Here is a 16,113-nt window from a genome sequence, read left to right on the forward strand (position 1 = left end):
CTACATCCGCTCCGGCGCCGAAACGCCCAGGAGGCCGAGCCCGTTGCGGATCACCTGACCCGTCGCGTCGTTGAGCCAGAGCCGACTGCGATGCAGATCGGTGACGGGCTCCTCGCCGAGCGGGATGACCCGGCAGTTGTCGTACCAACGGTGATAGAGTCCGGCGAGCTCCTCGATGTAGCGGGCGACGCGATGCGGCTCACGGAGTTCAGCCGCCTGCAGCACGACCCGCGGGAACTCCTGCAATCCGCCGAGAAGTGCCGACTCCGTCTCGTGGTCGAGCAGCTCGGGCGCGAAGCCGCTGTGGTCGACGCCTGCTGCGGAGGCGTTGCGCCCGACCGACGCCGTGCGAGCGTGGGCGTATTGCACGTAGAAGACCGGGTTGTCGTTGGTGCGGCGTGTGAGCAGGTCCAGGTCGATGTCGAGCTGGGAGTCAGCCGAGCTTCGCGAGAGCGCGTAGCGCGCCGCGTCAGCGCCGACGGCCCCGACGAGATCCTCCATCGTGACGACGGTTCCGGCCCGCTTGCTCATTCGCTGCGGCTTGCCGTCGCGAACGAGGTTGACCATCTGCCCGACGAGGATCTCGAGGTTGACACCAGGCTCGTCGCCAAACGCCGCGCACATCGCCATCATGCGTCCGATGTAGCCATGGTGATCCGCGCCGAGCATGATGAGATTGCGCTCGAATCCGCGTTCTCGCTTGTCGAGGTAATAGGCGAGGTCGCCGGCGATGTAGGCGGCGTCTCCGTCGCTCTTGATCACGACCCGGTCGCGGTCGTCGCCGAACTCGGTCGTGCGCAACCAGATCGCGCCGTCCGCCTCGAAGATGTGGTCCAGCTCGCGCAGTCGTGCGATCGCCCGTTCGACAGCTCGGGACTCGTGCAGCGAGTTCTCGTGAAAGTACACGTCGAAATCGACGCCGAAGTCGTGCAAACTCTGCTTGATCTCACCGAACATGAGCTCGACGCCGCGGGAGCGGAACACCTCCTGGAGCTCCTCCCGCGACAGGCTTGCCAGCTCACCCCGGTCCCCCTCGACCACCTTCGTCGCGATATCGGTGATGTAGGCGCCGCCGTAGCCGTCTTCCGGCGCGGGTTCACCGAGGTGCGCGGCGACGAGACTCCTGGCGAAGCGATCGATCTGCGCGCCGTGGTCGTTGAAGTAGTACTCGCGCGAGACGAGCCCGCCCTGCGCGGCGAAGATCCGGGCGAGGCTATCGCCGACCGCCGCCCAGCGCGTGCCGCCGATGTGGATGGGGCCGGTCGGATTCGCCGACACGAATTCGAGGTTCATGCGCACACCGGCATATAGGATGCCGTGGCCGTAGCTCGCGCCGGACTCGACGATCTTCTTGGCGAGTGCGCCGGCCGCGGCGGCATCCAACCGGAGATTGATGAAGCCGGGACCAGCGACCTCGACGCTCGCCACTCCATTGATCGAGGCCGCTCCGACGGCGATCTCGCCCGCGAGGTCGCGGGGGTTCAGGCCGAGCGGTTTCGCGAGCTTCATGGCGACGCTGGACGCCCAGTCACCGTGATCGCGGTTCTTCGGACGTTCCAACACGACGTCGGCGGGGGTGAGCGATACCTCGGGTGCCTCCGGAAAACCCGCGCGTCGGCCGTCGACGATCGTGCGCACGATGTCGAACAGGGACTGGGAGAGTTCTGCTGGAGTCACGAGGGTAGATCCTACCGTTCACCCATCTTGATAGGGTCTCAGCATGGTCACCCTCACTCCCGGTACCGCCGCCCGTCGCGCCCGTATCGGTCTCGCGCTTGTGCCCGCCATCGTCGCTATCGGTCTCCTCGCCGCCTGCACGCCGGGGACGACGCCGACCGCGTCGCCCACGGCCGCTCCGAGCGACGGTCCGAGCGACCGTCCGAGTGCAGACCCGGAGCCGACACCCGTCCCTGCGGGAACCCCGATCCCGCTCAGCTGCGAGCAGCTGCTGACGGCAGACGATGTCTACGCCTTCAATCCGAACTTCGGAACCGCGCCGGACTACTCGCCGACGAGCGGCAGCGGGGCAGCAGCGGCTGTCGACGACAAGGGGCTGGCGTGCGGATGGCTCAACCAGACGAGCGGCGAGCTCATCGAGATCGCGGTCGCCAAGCCGAGCGAGCAGCAGCTCAGCACGCGCAAGAACGATGCGGCCGTCGAGAGCAGCGCCGTGCCCACCTATGGGACGCCGCCAGAGGTCGACGGCTTCTTCACCAAGCGCGCGGGATCAGGCGAGGCCCAGGTATTCAGGGGAAAGTACTGGGTCGTGGCGAGCTCGCCTGCCTTCTTCGAGCCGGGTGACGTTCAGCCGCTCATCGCCGCCGTGCTGTCCCACCTGCCGTGATCCGCTTCGTTCGCCGAGCCTGGCAGACCCGCGGTCTGGACGAGCGCGTGTCCTGCGCTCCCTGCCCGATGCGGTAATGTCGTCTGAGCGCCTCCGTAGCTCAGGGGATAGAGCGCCGGTTTCCGGTACCGAAGGTCGGGGGTTCGAATCCCTCCGGGGGCACTGTGTGATGAGTCGGGTCATCGGTCTCATCTGAGTCGTGGCGTGTGTCTCTTTGAGGAAGCCCCCTGGCCATCGGCCGGGGGTTTTCTGGGTGTTGCGCCTGTGGGTGCGAGCGGGGTTGATCTCGTTGCTTGCGATGGCTTCAGCGCTGTCGAGGCGGATGACGGTGATGGTGTGTTCGTCGGCGATGGCGAGGATGCGGGCGCCGCGGTGTTCGATTCCGAGGCCGAGGTGGTGCATTCGTCCGGCGCGGCGGAAGCTGATCTTGCCGTTGGTGCCGACGTGATCCGTAGCGGAGTCGGTGGCGACCGCGCTACGAGTGTGCCTGTTTCCGACGAGGCGTACCGCAATAACGGGAATACTCGTCGGAAACGGACACACTCGGCACAGCATGATCGGGTTCGAGAGTCGTTGCCGCGATGGCAGCGCAAGTATTTGCAGTACTGCGATCGCCTCGTCGTTCTGAGGGCGGTCGTAAGCCGGGCGACGAAACCTCATCCTAGGCGAGCAATAGTGGAAGGAGCACCGACTCGAGTTAGCCCAATTCCATGTGTGACAACCGGTTCGTACGAATGAGTAGATCGATAGAAATCCTGTTTCCTCGAACGCTGATGCTTGAGAACGTGGTCAGCACGCCGATAGAAACTAGCAGACCGAGTAGCCTTCAAAAGGCAGCTATTGGCATCAACCAGTTCATTCGCAGTCGAGGGGCGAAGCCACAGGGTCCGCTTGTTCAGATCACGCAGGTAGCCAACAGGTCCGGGTCGGTTCACCAAACTAGTACGCGGTTCCTCAGACAGGCAAGCGCACTGCTTAGCGGGGGCGGGGCTGGTTACAGCGCACGCGCACGACCGCCAGACACAACACCCGGGTCATCGGCGGCGGCGACGCGATCGAGCAGCTCACGACCCTGCGAGCACGGGCCGACGGCGACATCGGTTTCGGTGGCGCGACTCTCGCCACTCAGTTGCTGCGAGCGCGGCTTCTCGATGAGCTGCTGCTCTTCACACACCCCGTGATCCTGGGCGAAGGCCGGCCGTTGCTCGATGAACACGACGAACCGGTCGAGCTCGATCTGATCGAGCACCGATCGTTCGACGAACTGGGTATCTGCTTGGGTCAAGTAGCATGTGCGGATGACGGAATTGGGGCCGTCCCCGCCTATGATCCGCGGCCGACGCTCATGAGGGCGAGCCGATCGGCTCGCCCTCATGAGTAATTGAGTGTCCGCTCATCTACTTATCCGCGTGGAACTCCCGCAAAAAACGCGTGGCCTTAACCTGATTGTCCTGTGCCGGCCGTGCGCGGATGTTGCGCGGACAGCGCGGGGGATCTATTGGCTCGTGAAGAGGATGATTGTGATCAGCACGGCTGCGAAGGCAATGATGGTCGCCACTGGCTCCCACCAGCGGATACGTCGCGGCTTTTTGGCTGGGCCATCACTGAACGACTGGCCGAGCGGGGATCCGTTCATTCCTGGCATCTGGCCGAACTCTTGTTGATGTCTGTCGTTCGTCATCGCTACCCCCGGCTAACACTGGTTGTGAATACCTACTGCTCCGCTGGAACGAGAACGATACCTGCGGCGCCGATGCTCCGGCTCTGCGTGTTGTCGAGCACGAGCGTGCCCTTCACTGGCTCTCCAGTGTTGACCGCAAGCGAGTCAGTGATTCTTTCGAGGCCCACAACCTGTGCTGCCTCTTCCGTGATCCCCCCGTGCGGCGCTAGTGCCACCTGAATGGAGTGGCTTGGCCCCTGGGAGAGAAAGCTGAGCCCGTAGTTCTCGAACTGGGTTGCGTCGGCGCAGGTAGAACCAACGTACTCTCCCTGCGCGACGAACAAGCACGTCTCACCGTCAGCGGTACTGCCCGACCAGATGTCGCTCGTATCCGCCACGCCGTAGTACGCAAGGTCGAAGCCAGGTGCCTCGCCGGCCCGAAGCTGCTCGGCTGTAATTTCGGCGCTGGCCGGCGGGGCAAGTTCGCTACCGCCCTCGACCGCATCAAGAAGTCCCGGTGCTGCCACGCGGCCGAGCTGAGCATCAAGCAGCCATGCTGACACATCGACGTTGCCGGGATCGCTCGGATCAGGCAGGAACGTAAACTTCGCGTACGTCGTGCCCCAGCCCCGAGGTCCGTTCTGTGTTGCGCTGGCCTGGCCGCCGCTCCAGTACCCGTTGTAGGAAACTCTCGTTTCCCAGGTGTACCCGTCCGCACCGTCAATCTTGGCGGAGACCCCCGTACGAGAGAAGCTGGCCGCACCTGTGCCCGAATCGGAATACGTCGTTCCGTTCGGGGATACCGATTTGTCCAGCCATGTATAGGTGGCGGACGAGGCTGGCGCGGCAGCGCCAAATACGAGCCCCGCGGCCAGAGCCGCGGATACGAGGAGTCCTTTGGTCCTACGTTGCATGCTTATCTCCGATCGTTCGGCCATGTGCCTCTCCCTTCGGAACGTACCCCATGTTTGGGGGTCGGAGCCAGCAATATTCGCAAGGTGCTGCAATCTCCCGTCATAGGGGCTGGTCTCCGTCTGACCGTACCGGCGTACTTCACGACATCCTCAGGATCCTTCAACCGGCCGAAGAACAGGCCACGTAGCGGCTCATCGTGCCGGCGGCTGCCGGCCTCCGAGCCGGTCGACGGCTGACGCCCAGACCCAGTGCCGCCGCGTAGCTCGAACTCGATCTGCACGGCACGATCCGTCCATGCGATCGCGCGGCCCTGCACGCGCACGCTCGCCTCGGGGAACCGCACCCAGGCGGCAACGTCGACCGGCTCGTGTGCTTCACGCACGTTCTCGGTGCCGACTTCCTCAGGCGTGAGCGAGATCGGCCGCGGCCGTATCGGCGTCTCGTGAATCGAGGCGTCGGAGAACGACGGGATGGGACCCCACGTGGCAGTCTGTCCCGCTGCGGCAGGATCATCGTGCCCGGAGTTCACGGGCTCCGCGCCGACGCGACCCACTGCTCGTGGCGCTGAAGGCAACGCAACTGGCGCCAGCGACACCGCCAATTCGTCGATGATGCGTAGCCGTCACCGTGTCACGGCTACGCATCATCACCAGCCCGTCGGCCGCTATCCCGGCTCGGACCTGCCGTTGGCCGTGAGCTCGTGCAACGGGTGCGGCTCCGTATGCACGGCCTGCTCGAGGAGCCGGTAGAAGAGCAGGCCCCGGCTACGTGCGCCGCGCCGGTTGAAGCGGAACGTGAACTCGTCGAGGTAGTAGGCGAGGTGATCGGCAGACGTAGCGTAATGCAGGGTCCCCTGGAGCCAACGCTTCAGGAGCGACGCGACGATATGCACGCCGGGCAGGTCGACGTGGGCAGGTATCGTGCTGCCGAGCTGGGTGTAGTAGTCGTGCTGAAAGCCGAGCCCGGACAGCCGGCGGAGTTCCCGGGCGCCGTCGGTCTTGATGTGCGAACCCGGCTCGATCGTGCGTTCAGCGAAGCGGACCAACGCCAGCGACTCGACCGGGGTGGGTTCCAATCGGATGCGGCCGAGCTTTCGTGAGGTGACCATCTCGGCCGCGACCATCACTCCGACCTTGTCGCTAGATCGGCCGTTCTTCCCGCGGCTGACTCCGCCGATGAATGTCTCGTCGACCTCGACGCTCCCACGGAGCAGTTCCCGACCCGGGGTGACCATCGCCCGTCGGAACTTGTGCATCCAGGTCCACGCCGTCTCGTACGACGCCAACCCGAGCACGCGCTGCAGACCCAACGCGGAGACACCGTTCTTCTGCGCCGTGATGAACCACGCCGCCGCGAACCAAGTCGAGAGCGGGGTGCGCGTCCGATCAAAGAGTGTGCCCGACGTCACCGACGTCTGACGCCCACACGCTCGGCACATCCACAACGTCGCGCTCGTCCACCAAGCACCCCGATCCCCGCAGCGCGGACACACGAACCCATCCGGCCAACGCAACCGCGAAAGGTACTCACGACAGGACTCCTCAGTCGCGAACCACTCCTGGAACGACCGGAACGTCGACGGATAATCAACATCCGCCCACGGCCGAACTGGCTCCAAATCCGTCACCCGCACATGCTACTTGACCCAAGCAGATACCCAGTTTCGACGATGGTGTCACAATGCACCGATACGCCGTCCGCGGCGCACGAACACCGAACTAGCCCGCTGTCTCCCGGCTCGCGCAGGCAAGAAGTCGCCCGCCCACAAGGCCCGGACACATTCGGTCGCCGAAACCATGAGCAACTCGATCCTCACCTGTCGGTGGGGTCGTCGAGGATCGCGCACTCTGAGTAGGACGCCTATCCCTGTCAGGACGACAGCGGCGGCGAGAGCTCGAACACTCTGCACCGATTAGCTCGTGCTGGGCACGGCAGCATCGTCTGAGGCGGCATGTGCCGGCACGGTCGCCACGAGCGGCGCGCCCAGCACCGTTGGTCGAGGTCCACGGGTACCCCAGATTGCGAACGTGCAGGCAAGCACGGGGAGGGCGAAGGCCAGCATCGGTGCGACGAGCATCCCGAGGAATACCGCGTACCCGAAGCCGATGAGCACGCTGACGGCGATGCGGGTGCGGCGCGGCCCGCGAAGTCGCGGGGTCATCCACCATGCGATCGCCGTTCCGGCGAGAACGGATGCGACGGCGAAGCCAGGCGCCATGCCATCCCAGGCCGGCGCGTTCAGGTAGGCGACTGCGACGGCCATGAACGACAAAGCGACAAGGGTCGACGGCCACCAGATATGGGCGGGGCTCCTCCGCGTCCGCGCCAACGTCCGCGTCGCAGCGATGAGACCGATCGCTGCCAGAAGGGGCATCGCCGAGACGAGTGCGATCGTGATGCCTCGTCCCATGGCGACGGTTCCATCGACGGCTCCCGGCGACCAGCGTGAGCCCGTCAACGCGTACGCGATTCCGACAGCGCTGGTGATGGCAGCGATCCAGGACAGGGTCCGTGCAAGCGTCCTCGTTCGCAGCGGGAAATCGCCGGGAGCGGCGGTGGGTGCCACGGCGTGTTCCGTGGAGCGCGACTTTCTGACGGGAATGATTGTGCTGACGGGAACGATTGCGAGCAACGCGAGCCCTGCTGCGGCGATCGCCGATGCGTATGGCGTGATGAGGGCAAGTCCGATGACGGGTACGACGATGGCACCCGAGAGGAGGGCACACCCGGCGCGGACGACACTGCGCAGCCGAGTCCCCTCCAGGAGCGCGTCGACGAGCAGCCCGGTAGCCGCGGCACCCAGCATCCAGGCGACGACGAAAAGCGGCGCCCACAGGGCAGCGAGCCCGGTCGACGGTGCCCCTCGATCCGCGGCGTCGAAGCCCATGCCCCAGCCGATCTGAGTCAGCGCGGCAAGAGGAAGGGCCATCGCCAGCAGCCCGAGGACCGCGAGAACGCGGGGCTCGGAGACGAGCCCGCGGTGCCGAGCCAATGAGAGCGCACCGACGGCGACGAGTCCAGGACACACTGCGACCGACAGCAGCGGGAGCATCCATCCCACGCCGACAGTAGCAAGGGGATAGGGCGCCCAGACCATGAGCGCGCCCGCCACCGCCGAGATCGCCAGCGCGGCGAGGGCGGTCCAGAGAGCGAGCCGTGCATCCAGCCGTGCCCCAAGACCGTAGACGACCGCCGAGTACCGCTCACCGACGGACGGGGCCGTTCGGCCCTGGCGCTCCGCATTATCAAGCATGATTCCCAGCAGCACGGCCTCGTTGTCGTCTCGCCACGACTTCGGATACCACCGCAGCAGTCGATGGAACCGCTCTTCCGCTGACTTGCCCATCTCTCCGGGCGTGTTCACGTCGGCACGACCTTCTGGGCGATGAAAGCGAAGCGATGCGTTGCCAGACGCGCTCGCGCGACCTGGATCAGCTGTTCGAGGGCCACGACCTCATCCGCCAGCCGTACAGATCCCTCTTCGGTGATCCTGTAGTAGCGACGTGCACGGCCGCTGACGATCTCTTCGCCGTCGGCGGTGACGAGTCCTTCGCGTTCGAGGCGCTCCAGTACCGCATACAACGTCGTGACCTTCAGAGAGACCCGACCGCCCGACGCAACCGTCGCATCTCGCATGATCTCGTACCCATGGCGACGCTGATTCGCCAGGGCTGTCAGTACCCAGAACGCGGGTTGTGTGAGAGAGGACGCCATATCCTCATATATATACCCATTTATGGAGTATGACAATATCGGTTGTCATGAGGAGATCGAATCGATGGCAGATCGTTGAAATGAGGAGACCGACTTCACCCGCCGATGGACAACTGCAACCACCGACGACGACAGTCGACTCCACGGCGGCGGGCGCGTGATGAAAGCTCCGTGCGGCGGCCGGGTGAGATCACGGCAGCAGCCAACGGCCCAGCCAGCGCTCCGCGTCGTCCAGGCCCACCCCTCCGCCCCGCCAGGCGAGATGACCATCTGGTCTCACGAGGAACTGGGCGCACTCCCCCGGCCGTACGCCGAGCCGCCGATGCACGATCCCACCCGGGTCGGAGAGCGGCTCGCCCATGCCGGGAGCGCGACGATCCGTGCCGTTAGGGGGCACGGGGGCGACGGAGGCACTCGAGGTGAGGCGATGCACGGTGACCCATCCGGGTCGGCGTGCGATGACCCCCGCGGCATCCGCCGCGCGCCAGCGACGTTCCGGTCCAACGAGCAGCAGATGAAAGCCGGGCATGCCCAACACCTCGTGCAGACTCGCCGGCATCCCGTCGCGCATCAGCGGAGCATCGGGCATGCGGTCGCCCGCGACGGGGCCACGCCATGGCGGGCGCCTCCAGGGAGCGACGGCCGGACTCCCTCGATACGAGATGCCGAGCTCCGAGATCGTGCGGAAGGCCAACGCGCGAACCGCGGGAAACGCCCTCGCCAGCGGCAGCGCGAGTCGTGGCACGATATCCCTCATCACGCTCACCACGGTGGCGTCGGAGGTCGCGACCCGGTAGGCACGGTCAGTGAAGGAGCGCACCAGCTCGCCGACCGGCTCGCGCTCCGCGGCGTAGCTGTCGAGCAACGACTCCGGTGACGCGCCGGAGCAGACCCCGGCCAGTTTCCAGGCGAGGTTGACAGCGTCCTGGATGCCCGTGTTCATGCCCTGTGCGCCGGCAGGACTGTGCACATGGGCGGCGTCGCCCGCCAGGAACACCCGTCCGTCGCGGTAGTGCTCGGCCCCGCGATTGGCGAGATGGAAGACGGTCATCCACACCGGGTCGCGCAGGCGCAGCGGCTCGGAGGTCGCCGAGGCGACGATTTGCCGCAACTCGCCGAGCGTCGCCTCGTCGGTGCCGCCGTTCGCATCGCCTTTCCGCCGCATCGCGATGAGACGCCACGTCGCCTCGCCCTCGAGGGGGAAGAAGAGCAGCGGCCCGGCGCGGGTGAGAAACGCATGTGCGACGCCGGGCTCGAGCCCGTCGACCTCGAGATCAGCGAGTAGGAACGTCTGTGGGTATCGTGCCCCAGAGAACGGGATTCCAGCGAGTTCGCGCACCGCGCTGTGCGCGCCGTCGCAGCCGACGAGATACCGTGCCCGTACCCGGAGCGACGCTCCGTCCACCTCGAGCGTGCACTCGACGAGGTCCTCCTCACGCGAGAGCGCGGTCAGCGCGGCACCACGCTCCACCAGGACGCCATCGGCCGCGAGATGCTCGATGAGCACCCGTTCGGTCTCGGCCTGCGACAAGAAGAGGAGGTAGGGGTAAGCCGTGTCGGCGATCCCGATGTCGAAGAGCCCGAAGGCGAGGATGTCGCCACGCATATGCAATCGCAGCTGCGTCGCCGGATTGCCCGCCGCGACCAGCGCGGGGGTGACACCGAACGGGGCGAGCACCTCGAGCGTGCGCGGCTGCACTCCCAGGGCTCGCGACTCGCGCACGGGACCGGACTGCCGATCCACGATCCGGAAGGACGCCCCGGCTGCGTTCAGTCCCGCGGCGAGCGCAAGCCCCGTCGGTCCTGCGCCGACGATGAACACGTCGACATCGGCCGTTGTCATGTCCTCTAACCTACGCCGTCCTACTCCGGTCGCCCATCAGTGTCGATCCTCGCTTTCCCCGCCAGGGGGTGCTGTAATTCAAAGGTGGAGAAGGCATGTCCCGACGGCAGCTGACACGCGAACGCATGGTCGCTTGGCAGATCGAGCGCCGGGGAATCCGCACGCCCTCCCTGCTGGCCGCGATGGCCACGGTGCCGCGAGAGGAGTTCGTGCCCGCCGATCTCAGGCCGTTCGCCTACGACGATCGCCCTCTGCCGATCGGCGAGCGGCAGACCATCTCGCAGCCGTACATCGTCGCCCTCATGATCGAGGCTGCACATGTCGCGCCGGACTCCCGTGTGCTCGAGATCGGAACGGGAAGCGGGTACGCGGCTGCCGTGCTCGGCACACTGTGCGAAGACGTCGTCACGATCGAACGGATCCCGGAGCTCGCCGATCAGGCCCGGAGCAGGCTCGTCCGTCTGGGCTACGGACACGTCAGCGTCGTCGTCGGCGACGGCACACTCGGCCTGCCGGACGACGCGCCGTTCGACGCCATCATCTGCGCGGCCGCTGGCCCCGAGATCCCCACGCCCTGGAAGACGCAACTGGCGCCAGGCGGACGGATCGTCATGCCGCTCACCGGCAGCACCGGGGGGCAGGAGCTCGTGGTCGCGACGAAATCCTCTGACGGCGAATTCTCGCAGCACGGACTCGGCGGCGTCACCTTCGTTCCGCTCATCGGAGAGCACGGCTGGAGCTGAGCGGTCGGAGGGGACCCCGATTCAGTGCCGAACTTGTGACTCGTCGATCGGGACCAGGAGCGGAGGCCTTCGGCAGCGGCGAAAGCCGTAATGGCGAAAAGACCTTCCCAAGAGCGCGAAGGCCTCCGCTCCCGCGATCCGGAACTCCTCGTCACCGAGGCGCGCGCCGAACAGGGCGACACTTCCCAGCAGACTCATAGGCGGGAAAGTCGAGGAAACCATAGGATCGGAACGGACAGCTACAGATCGAGAAGGTGAACCGATGCGGGCACGGTGGGCTTTGGGGGCGGCGATCGCTGTCGTCCTGATCGTGGCGGAACCCGTTGTCGCCTGGGCAGAGGATCCCGTCCAGTTCGGATCGAGTCCCATCGTCGACTCGGTCGGCGCGCTCGACGGCAAGACGGGAGACGTCGAGCAGGCGATCTCCAAGCTCTATGCCGACGACCGCATGCAACTCTTCGTCGTCTATGTCGACACGTTCAGCAACCCAGCGGACGCCGGGGACTGGGCGAACACCACCGCGGAGCAGAACGGACTCGGCGACAACGACTATCTCCTCGTCGTGGCCCTGGAGGGGCGCAACTACCAGTTCTCGGTCGCGGCGGGCTCGCCGCTCACCGACGAGCAGATCACCGACATCACGGTCAACAGGATCGAGCCGAGACTCGTCGACGGCGATTGGGCCGGAGCGACGATCGCGGCAGCCGAGGGGCTCCACGCCAGCCGGAGCGGAACTGGTGGAGGCGGGACGGGGTTCTTCTGGTTCATACTCATCGCGGCCGTCGCGATCGGACTCGTCGTCTTCTTCGTCGTGCGCGGTCGCAGGAGGAAGCCGGCTGTGCCCGGTGGAACGGCCCCGGTTCCCGGCGGAATCGGCTCCCTCAGCACGAAGGAACTGAAGCAGCGAGCAGGCAGCGCCCTCGTGCGAACGGACGATGCCGTCAAGACGAGCGAGGAGGAGCTCGGCTTCGCCGTCGCCTCCTACGGCGTGGAGTCGACGACCGCATTCCAGAGTGCGCTCGACAACGCGAAGGCTCTGCTCTCGCAGGGATTCACACTGCAGCAGAAACTCGACGACTCTGAGCCGGACTCCGAGGAGCAGCGGCGCGCGTGGTACGCCCAGATCGTCGAGTTCTGCGAGCGGGCCAACGCGGGTCTCGACGAACAGGCGGTCGCTTTCGACGAGTTGCGCGCACTCGAGAAGGACATTCCCGGAGCGGTCACCCGCGTTCGCCACGCCGTGTCGACCCAGCAGGCCCGCCTCGACGCCAGCTCGAGTGCTCTGACGGGGTTCGTCGCGCAGTACACCGACGAGTCGATCGCGACCATCGCGGACAATCCGGGCCAGGCGCGGGATCGCCTCGGCTTCGCGGCCACCGCCCTGCAATCGGCCGAGGAGGCGAGCACGACCGGCCATGCGAACCAGGCTGCCGTCGCGGTACGCGCCGCCGAGGAATCCGTCGACCAGGCGAAGCTCCTCGTCGACGCGATCGACCGGCTCGGTTCCGATCTCACGACCGCGCGTCGGTCACTCGATACCGCGATCGCCGATCTTCGGAACGATGTAGCCACGGCACGGGCGCTTCCACCTGGAAGCGACGCCTCCGGCGCGGTCGCCGGCATCGTCGCGAGCACCGAACAGACTCTCAGCGAGGTGGGCAGTCGGCTCTCCGGAGACCGCGTCAACCCGCTCGAACTGATGCAACGCCTCGAACAGGCGAACAGCCAGATCGACGGAGTACTCACGGGCGTGCGGAACGCCCAGGCCGAGGTTCAGCGCGTTGCGGCCTCTCTCCAGCAGACCATGCTCTCCGCGCGCAGCCGAGCGTCGGCCGCAGAAGATTTCATCACGGCCAGGCGCGGCGCGGTCGGCGCGGAAGCGCGCACCCGGCTTGCCGAAGCCGGGCGACTCCTCATCCAGGCGGAATCGGCCGCCGCGGCCGACCCTGCTCAGGCGCTCGTTCTTGCGCAGCGCGCCGACTCTCTTGCCAGCCAATCGATCGAACTCGCGCGTCAGGATGTCGGCGGATTCGCCGAGCAGCTCGGCGGACCCGAGCTGCTCGGCGGCATGTTCGGCGGCGGTTCGGGGAGCAGTGGCGGTGGCAATGTCATGGGTGCCATCCTCGGCGGCATCCTCATTAATTCGGTCTTCGGCGACGGCGGCGGACGCTCCCGTTCCGGCGGCATGTCCGGCGGCGGCTTCAGCGGCCCTGGCAGCTTCGGCGGCAGCGGGACACGTTCGCGCCGTGGCGGTGGCGGCCGCTTCTAGCCGACACCGCGGCTGACAATCACAAAGGTACACACTGGGAAAGGAACAGAACATGGCCAAGCAGTCCATCTTCGGGCGGATCGCCCAGTTAGCGAAGGCAAACATCAATGCCCTCATCGACTCGGCGGAAGACCCGAAACTGATGCTCGATCAGATGGTGCGCGACTACACCAACAGCATTGCGGATGCAGAGAGCGCGATCGCCGAGACGATCGGCAACCTCCGTCTTCTCGAGGACGACCACAAGGAGGACGTCGACGCGGCGGCGGAGTGGGGCAACAAGGCCGCCGCCGCGAGCCGCAAGGCGGATGAACTGCGCGCCGCGGGTGACTCCGCCGGCGCCGACAAGTTCGACGGCCTCGCCAAAGTCGCCCTGGGGCGGCAGATTCAATCGGAGAACGAGGCGAAGGCGGCCGAACCGCAGATCGCGTCGCAGACCGACGTCGTCGACAAGCTTAAGAGCGGTCTCAATGCGATGAAGAACAAATTGAACGAGCTGTCGAGTAAGCGCGACGAGCTCATCGCCCGCGCCAAGACCGCGCAAGCGCAAGCGCAAGTCATGGATGCCGTCAAGAGCATCGACATCCTGGATCCGACAAGCGAGGTGTCGCGCTTCGAGGACAAGATCCGCCGCGAGGAGGCGAAAGTGCGGGGCGCAAGCGAGCTCGCCGCATCGAGCCTCGACGCGCAGTTCGAGAGTCTGGAAGACATCGGCGAACTCGCCGAAGTCGACGCGCGACTTGCCGCCCTCAAGGTGGGCGGTTCGAGCGGCGCAATCGGCCAGTAGCCGGCTCGCGCCGGAGTACGGCGGTTGGACGGCGACAGGTGAGGTCGCCATCCAGCCGCCGTCCTCGTCTGCGCAGACCTTCGGCACCCGTGGCAGACGAGACGGTCGGCTCAGACGGACTGCGCGCCGCCAGGACCGCTGGTCGTGCGTCGCACTCTGGAGGATACTGGAGGGGTGCCGGCAACGTTCGTGGTGGTCCCTCAGTGGCAAGGTTCGGTTTCTCCGCGCGCAATGCGCCTTATCGACGGTGCCGAGGCGATCCGGGGCGACCTCCCCGCCTCTGCGACCCGTGTCGTCGAGGTGCCGGTCGAGGCGGGGGAATCCCTCGACACCGGCGTCATGCGCTTCTCCTCGCTCGTGCGAGTGCGCGAACGAATGCGAGAGGCGCTCCAGGCCGTTCCGGACTGGGCTCTGACCGTTGGCGGTGACTGCGCCGTTTCGCTCACCGCGGTCGAGCACGCGATGGTGCGCACCGGTGGCGATCTGGCGGTCGTATGGTTCGACGCGCATCCCGATCTCAACACCCCAGAGAGCTCCCCCTCCGGCGCCTTCAACGGAATGGTCCTGCGTGCGCTCATCGGAGAGGGGGTACGCGGGCTGATCCCGGATGCCGGAGCCCGGGTTCTTCCTGAGCGGATCGTGCTGGGGGGTTTGCGTGACGTCGACCCGGGAGAGACCCGTTTCCTCGCGGAACACGGCCTCATGGCGATCGACACCGACGACCTGCAGTCTCCCGAGTTGCTCGTCGAGGCCGTGCGCGAGACCGGCGCCTCCCGCGTCTTCGTGCACATCGACCTCGACGTGCTCGATCCGTCGACGATCGCCGGGCTCGCCAGCCCGCTGCCTTTCGGGCTCAGCATTGAGACGCTCACCGAACTCGTCACCGCCCTGCGCGCGGAGTTCCCGCTGGCCGGCGCCTCGATCGTAGGCTTCTCACCGGTGTCGCCGCTCGCGGCGGAGGACGACCTGCCGAGCATCCTGCGCATCATCGGGGCTCTGACACGCTGACAGGAGAACCGGGACGCGTCCTAGGCTGAAGCCATGAGTGACGAGCCCCGCATCCTGACCGAGCGTCGCGACCACGTGCTGCTGATCGGCCTCAATCGCCCGGACAAGCGCAACGCCGCTGATCTCGCGCTGCTGCAGGAGCTGGCCGTCGCATACGGTGAGCTGGAACGCGACCCCGAGCTGCGCGTCGGGCTGGTCCACGCGATCGGCGAGCACTTCACAGCCGGACTCGACCTGGTCGACATCGGGCCACGTCTCGGCCCGGACGGGATCGATATCGTGCCAGAGGGCGGCATGCACCCGTGGCAGGTGAACGGGCAGCAGCTCAGCAAACCCGTCGTGATCGCCGTGCAAGGCACGTGCCTCACCCTCGGTATCGAACTCATTCTGGCGAGCGATGTCGCCGTGGCCGCCGAATCGACACGATTCGGGCAGATCGAGGTGAGTCGCGGCATCCTTCCCTTCGGCGGCGCGACTCTGCGCTTTCCACGCGCCGTCGGCTGGGGGAACGCCATGCGCTGGATCCTCACTAGCGAGCTCTTCGGCGCCGCTGAGGCGCACCGGATCGGACTCGTCCAGGAAGTCGTCGCCGATGGCGAGCAGTTCGATCATGCCGTTCGGATCGCCGAGCGCATCGCTGCGCAGGCGCCCCTCGCGGTTCAGGCCACGCTCGCCAATGCCCGCCGTGCCGTGCGCGACGGGGATGCTTCTGCCGAAGCGGAACTGCAACCTGCCCTCGCCCGACTCGCAGCCAGCGAAGACGCCGCAATCGGCATGCGTGCCTTCCTGACTCGCACAGAGGCCGAATTCGTCGGCCGCTGACCCCGGTT

Annotated in this window: 14 protein-coding genes and 1 tRNA gene; 8 read left to right on the forward strand and 7 right to left on the reverse strand. The window is 66.4% G+C overall.

Annotation, left to right across the window (positions count from 1 at the left end):
• Entirely contained in the window at nucleotides 1–1,677 is a 1,677-nt protein-coding gene (gene argS, locus ACFQB0_RS14995) for an arginine--tRNA ligase (protein WP_386733210.1), read from the reverse strand.
• Nucleotides 1,678–1,720: 43 nt separating this feature from the next.
• On the opposite strand from argS, the gene ACFQB0_RS15000 reads away from it, so the two are divergent.
• From ACFQB0_RS15000 to ACFQB0_RS15010, 3 genes are all read left to right on the forward strand, one after another.
• Complete coding sequence (locus ACFQB0_RS15000) at nucleotides 1,721–2,344, forward strand: iron ABC transporter ATP-binding protein (RefSeq protein WP_386733212.1); 624 nt, start codon at nucleotides 1,721–1,723, stop codon at nucleotides 2,342–2,344.
• Between the two features lie 89 nt (nucleotides 2,345–2,433).
• Nucleotides 2,434–2,506: transfer RNA gene (locus ACFQB0_RS15005), tRNA-Arg, on the forward strand.
• Nucleotides 2,507–3,440: 934 nt separating this feature from the next.
• Nucleotides 3,441–3,725, forward strand: coding sequence for a dihydrofolate reductase family protein (locus ACFQB0_RS15010; RefSeq protein ID WP_386733303.1), 285 nt, complete (start codon nucleotides 3,441–3,443; stop codon nucleotides 3,723–3,725).
• A 114-nt stretch (nucleotides 3,726–3,839) separates the two neighbouring features.
• On the opposite strand, the gene ACFQB0_RS15015 is transcribed toward ACFQB0_RS15010, so the two are convergent.
• From ACFQB0_RS15015 to ACFQB0_RS15040, 6 genes are all read right to left on the reverse strand, one after another.
• Nucleotides 3,840–4,025, reverse strand: coding sequence for a hypothetical protein (locus ACFQB0_RS15015; RefSeq protein WP_386733214.1), 186 nt, complete (start codon nucleotides 4,023–4,025; stop codon nucleotides 3,840–3,842).
• 32 nt (nucleotides 4,026–4,057) lie between these two features.
• The gene (locus ACFQB0_RS15020) at nucleotides 4,058–4,942 is read right to left on the reverse strand and encodes a hypothetical protein (protein WP_386733216.1); all 885 of its coding nucleotides are present in this window, start codon (nucleotides 4,940–4,942) and stop codon (nucleotides 4,058–4,060) included.
• A gap of 641 nt (nucleotides 4,943–5,583) precedes the next feature.
• Complete coding sequence (locus ACFQB0_RS15025) at nucleotides 5,584–6,537, reverse strand: IS1595 family transposase (protein ID WP_386733304.1); 954 nt, start codon at nucleotides 6,535–6,537, stop codon at nucleotides 5,584–5,586.
• A gap of 294 nt (nucleotides 6,538–6,831) precedes the next feature.
• Nucleotides 6,832–8,283 carry a hypothetical protein gene (locus ACFQB0_RS15030; RefSeq protein ID WP_386733218.1) on the reverse strand — a complete coding sequence of 484 codons (1,452 nt, stop codon included), beginning with the start codon at nucleotides 8,281–8,283 and terminating at the stop codon, nucleotides 6,832–6,834.
• Nucleotides 8,280–8,633, reverse strand: coding sequence for a PadR family transcriptional regulator (locus tag ACFQB0_RS15035; RefSeq protein WP_386733220.1), 354 nt, complete (start codon nucleotides 8,631–8,633; stop codon nucleotides 8,280–8,282). Before ACFQB0_RS15035 ends, ACFQB0_RS15030 begins: the two co-directional genes overlap by 4 nt.
• Nucleotides 8,634–8,823: 190 nt before the next feature.
• Nucleotides 8,824–10,476: an FAD-dependent monooxygenase gene (locus ACFQB0_RS15040; RefSeq protein ID WP_386733222.1), complete on the reverse strand. Its 1,653-nt coding sequence runs from the start codon at nucleotides 10,474–10,476 to the stop codon at nucleotides 8,824–8,826.
• A gap of 95 nt (nucleotides 10,477–10,571) precedes the next feature.
• Between ACFQB0_RS15040 and ACFQB0_RS15045 the strand changes: the two genes are divergently transcribed.
• From ACFQB0_RS15045 to ACFQB0_RS15065, 5 genes are all read left to right on the forward strand, one after another.
• Nucleotides 10,572–11,219 (forward strand): protein-L-isoaspartate(D-aspartate) O-methyltransferase, encoded by a 648-nt coding sequence (locus ACFQB0_RS15045; protein ID WP_386733224.1) that lies wholly within the window; start codon nucleotides 10,572–10,574, stop codon nucleotides 11,217–11,219.
• 262 nt (nucleotides 11,220–11,481) lie between these two features.
• Nucleotides 11,482–13,488 carry a TPM domain-containing protein gene (locus ACFQB0_RS15050; RefSeq protein WP_386733226.1) on the forward strand — a complete coding sequence of 669 codons (2,007 nt, stop codon included), beginning with the start codon at nucleotides 11,482–11,484 and terminating at the stop codon, nucleotides 13,486–13,488.
• A 52-nt stretch (nucleotides 13,489–13,540) separates the two neighbouring features.
• Nucleotides 13,541–14,275, forward strand: coding sequence for a PspA/IM30 family protein (locus ACFQB0_RS15055; protein WP_386733228.1), 735 nt, complete (start codon nucleotides 13,541–13,543; stop codon nucleotides 14,273–14,275).
• Nucleotides 14,276–14,506: 231 nt separating this feature from the next.
• Nucleotides 14,507–15,283, forward strand: coding sequence for an arginase family protein (locus tag ACFQB0_RS15060; protein ID WP_386733230.1), 777 nt, complete (start codon nucleotides 14,507–14,509; stop codon nucleotides 15,281–15,283).
• Nucleotides 15,284–15,316: 33 nt separating this feature from the next.
• Nucleotides 15,317–16,105 (forward strand): crotonase/enoyl-CoA hydratase family protein, encoded by a 789-nt coding sequence (locus ACFQB0_RS15065; RefSeq protein WP_386733232.1) that lies wholly within the window; start codon nucleotides 15,317–15,319, stop codon nucleotides 16,103–16,105.
• Nucleotides 16,106–16,113 lie beyond the last annotated feature (8 nt).

It is taken from the genome of Luethyella okanaganae (assembly GCF_042660285.1).
Classification (GTDB): domain Bacteria; phylum Actinomycetota; class Actinomycetes; order Actinomycetales; family Microbacteriaceae; genus Luethyella; species Luethyella okanaganae.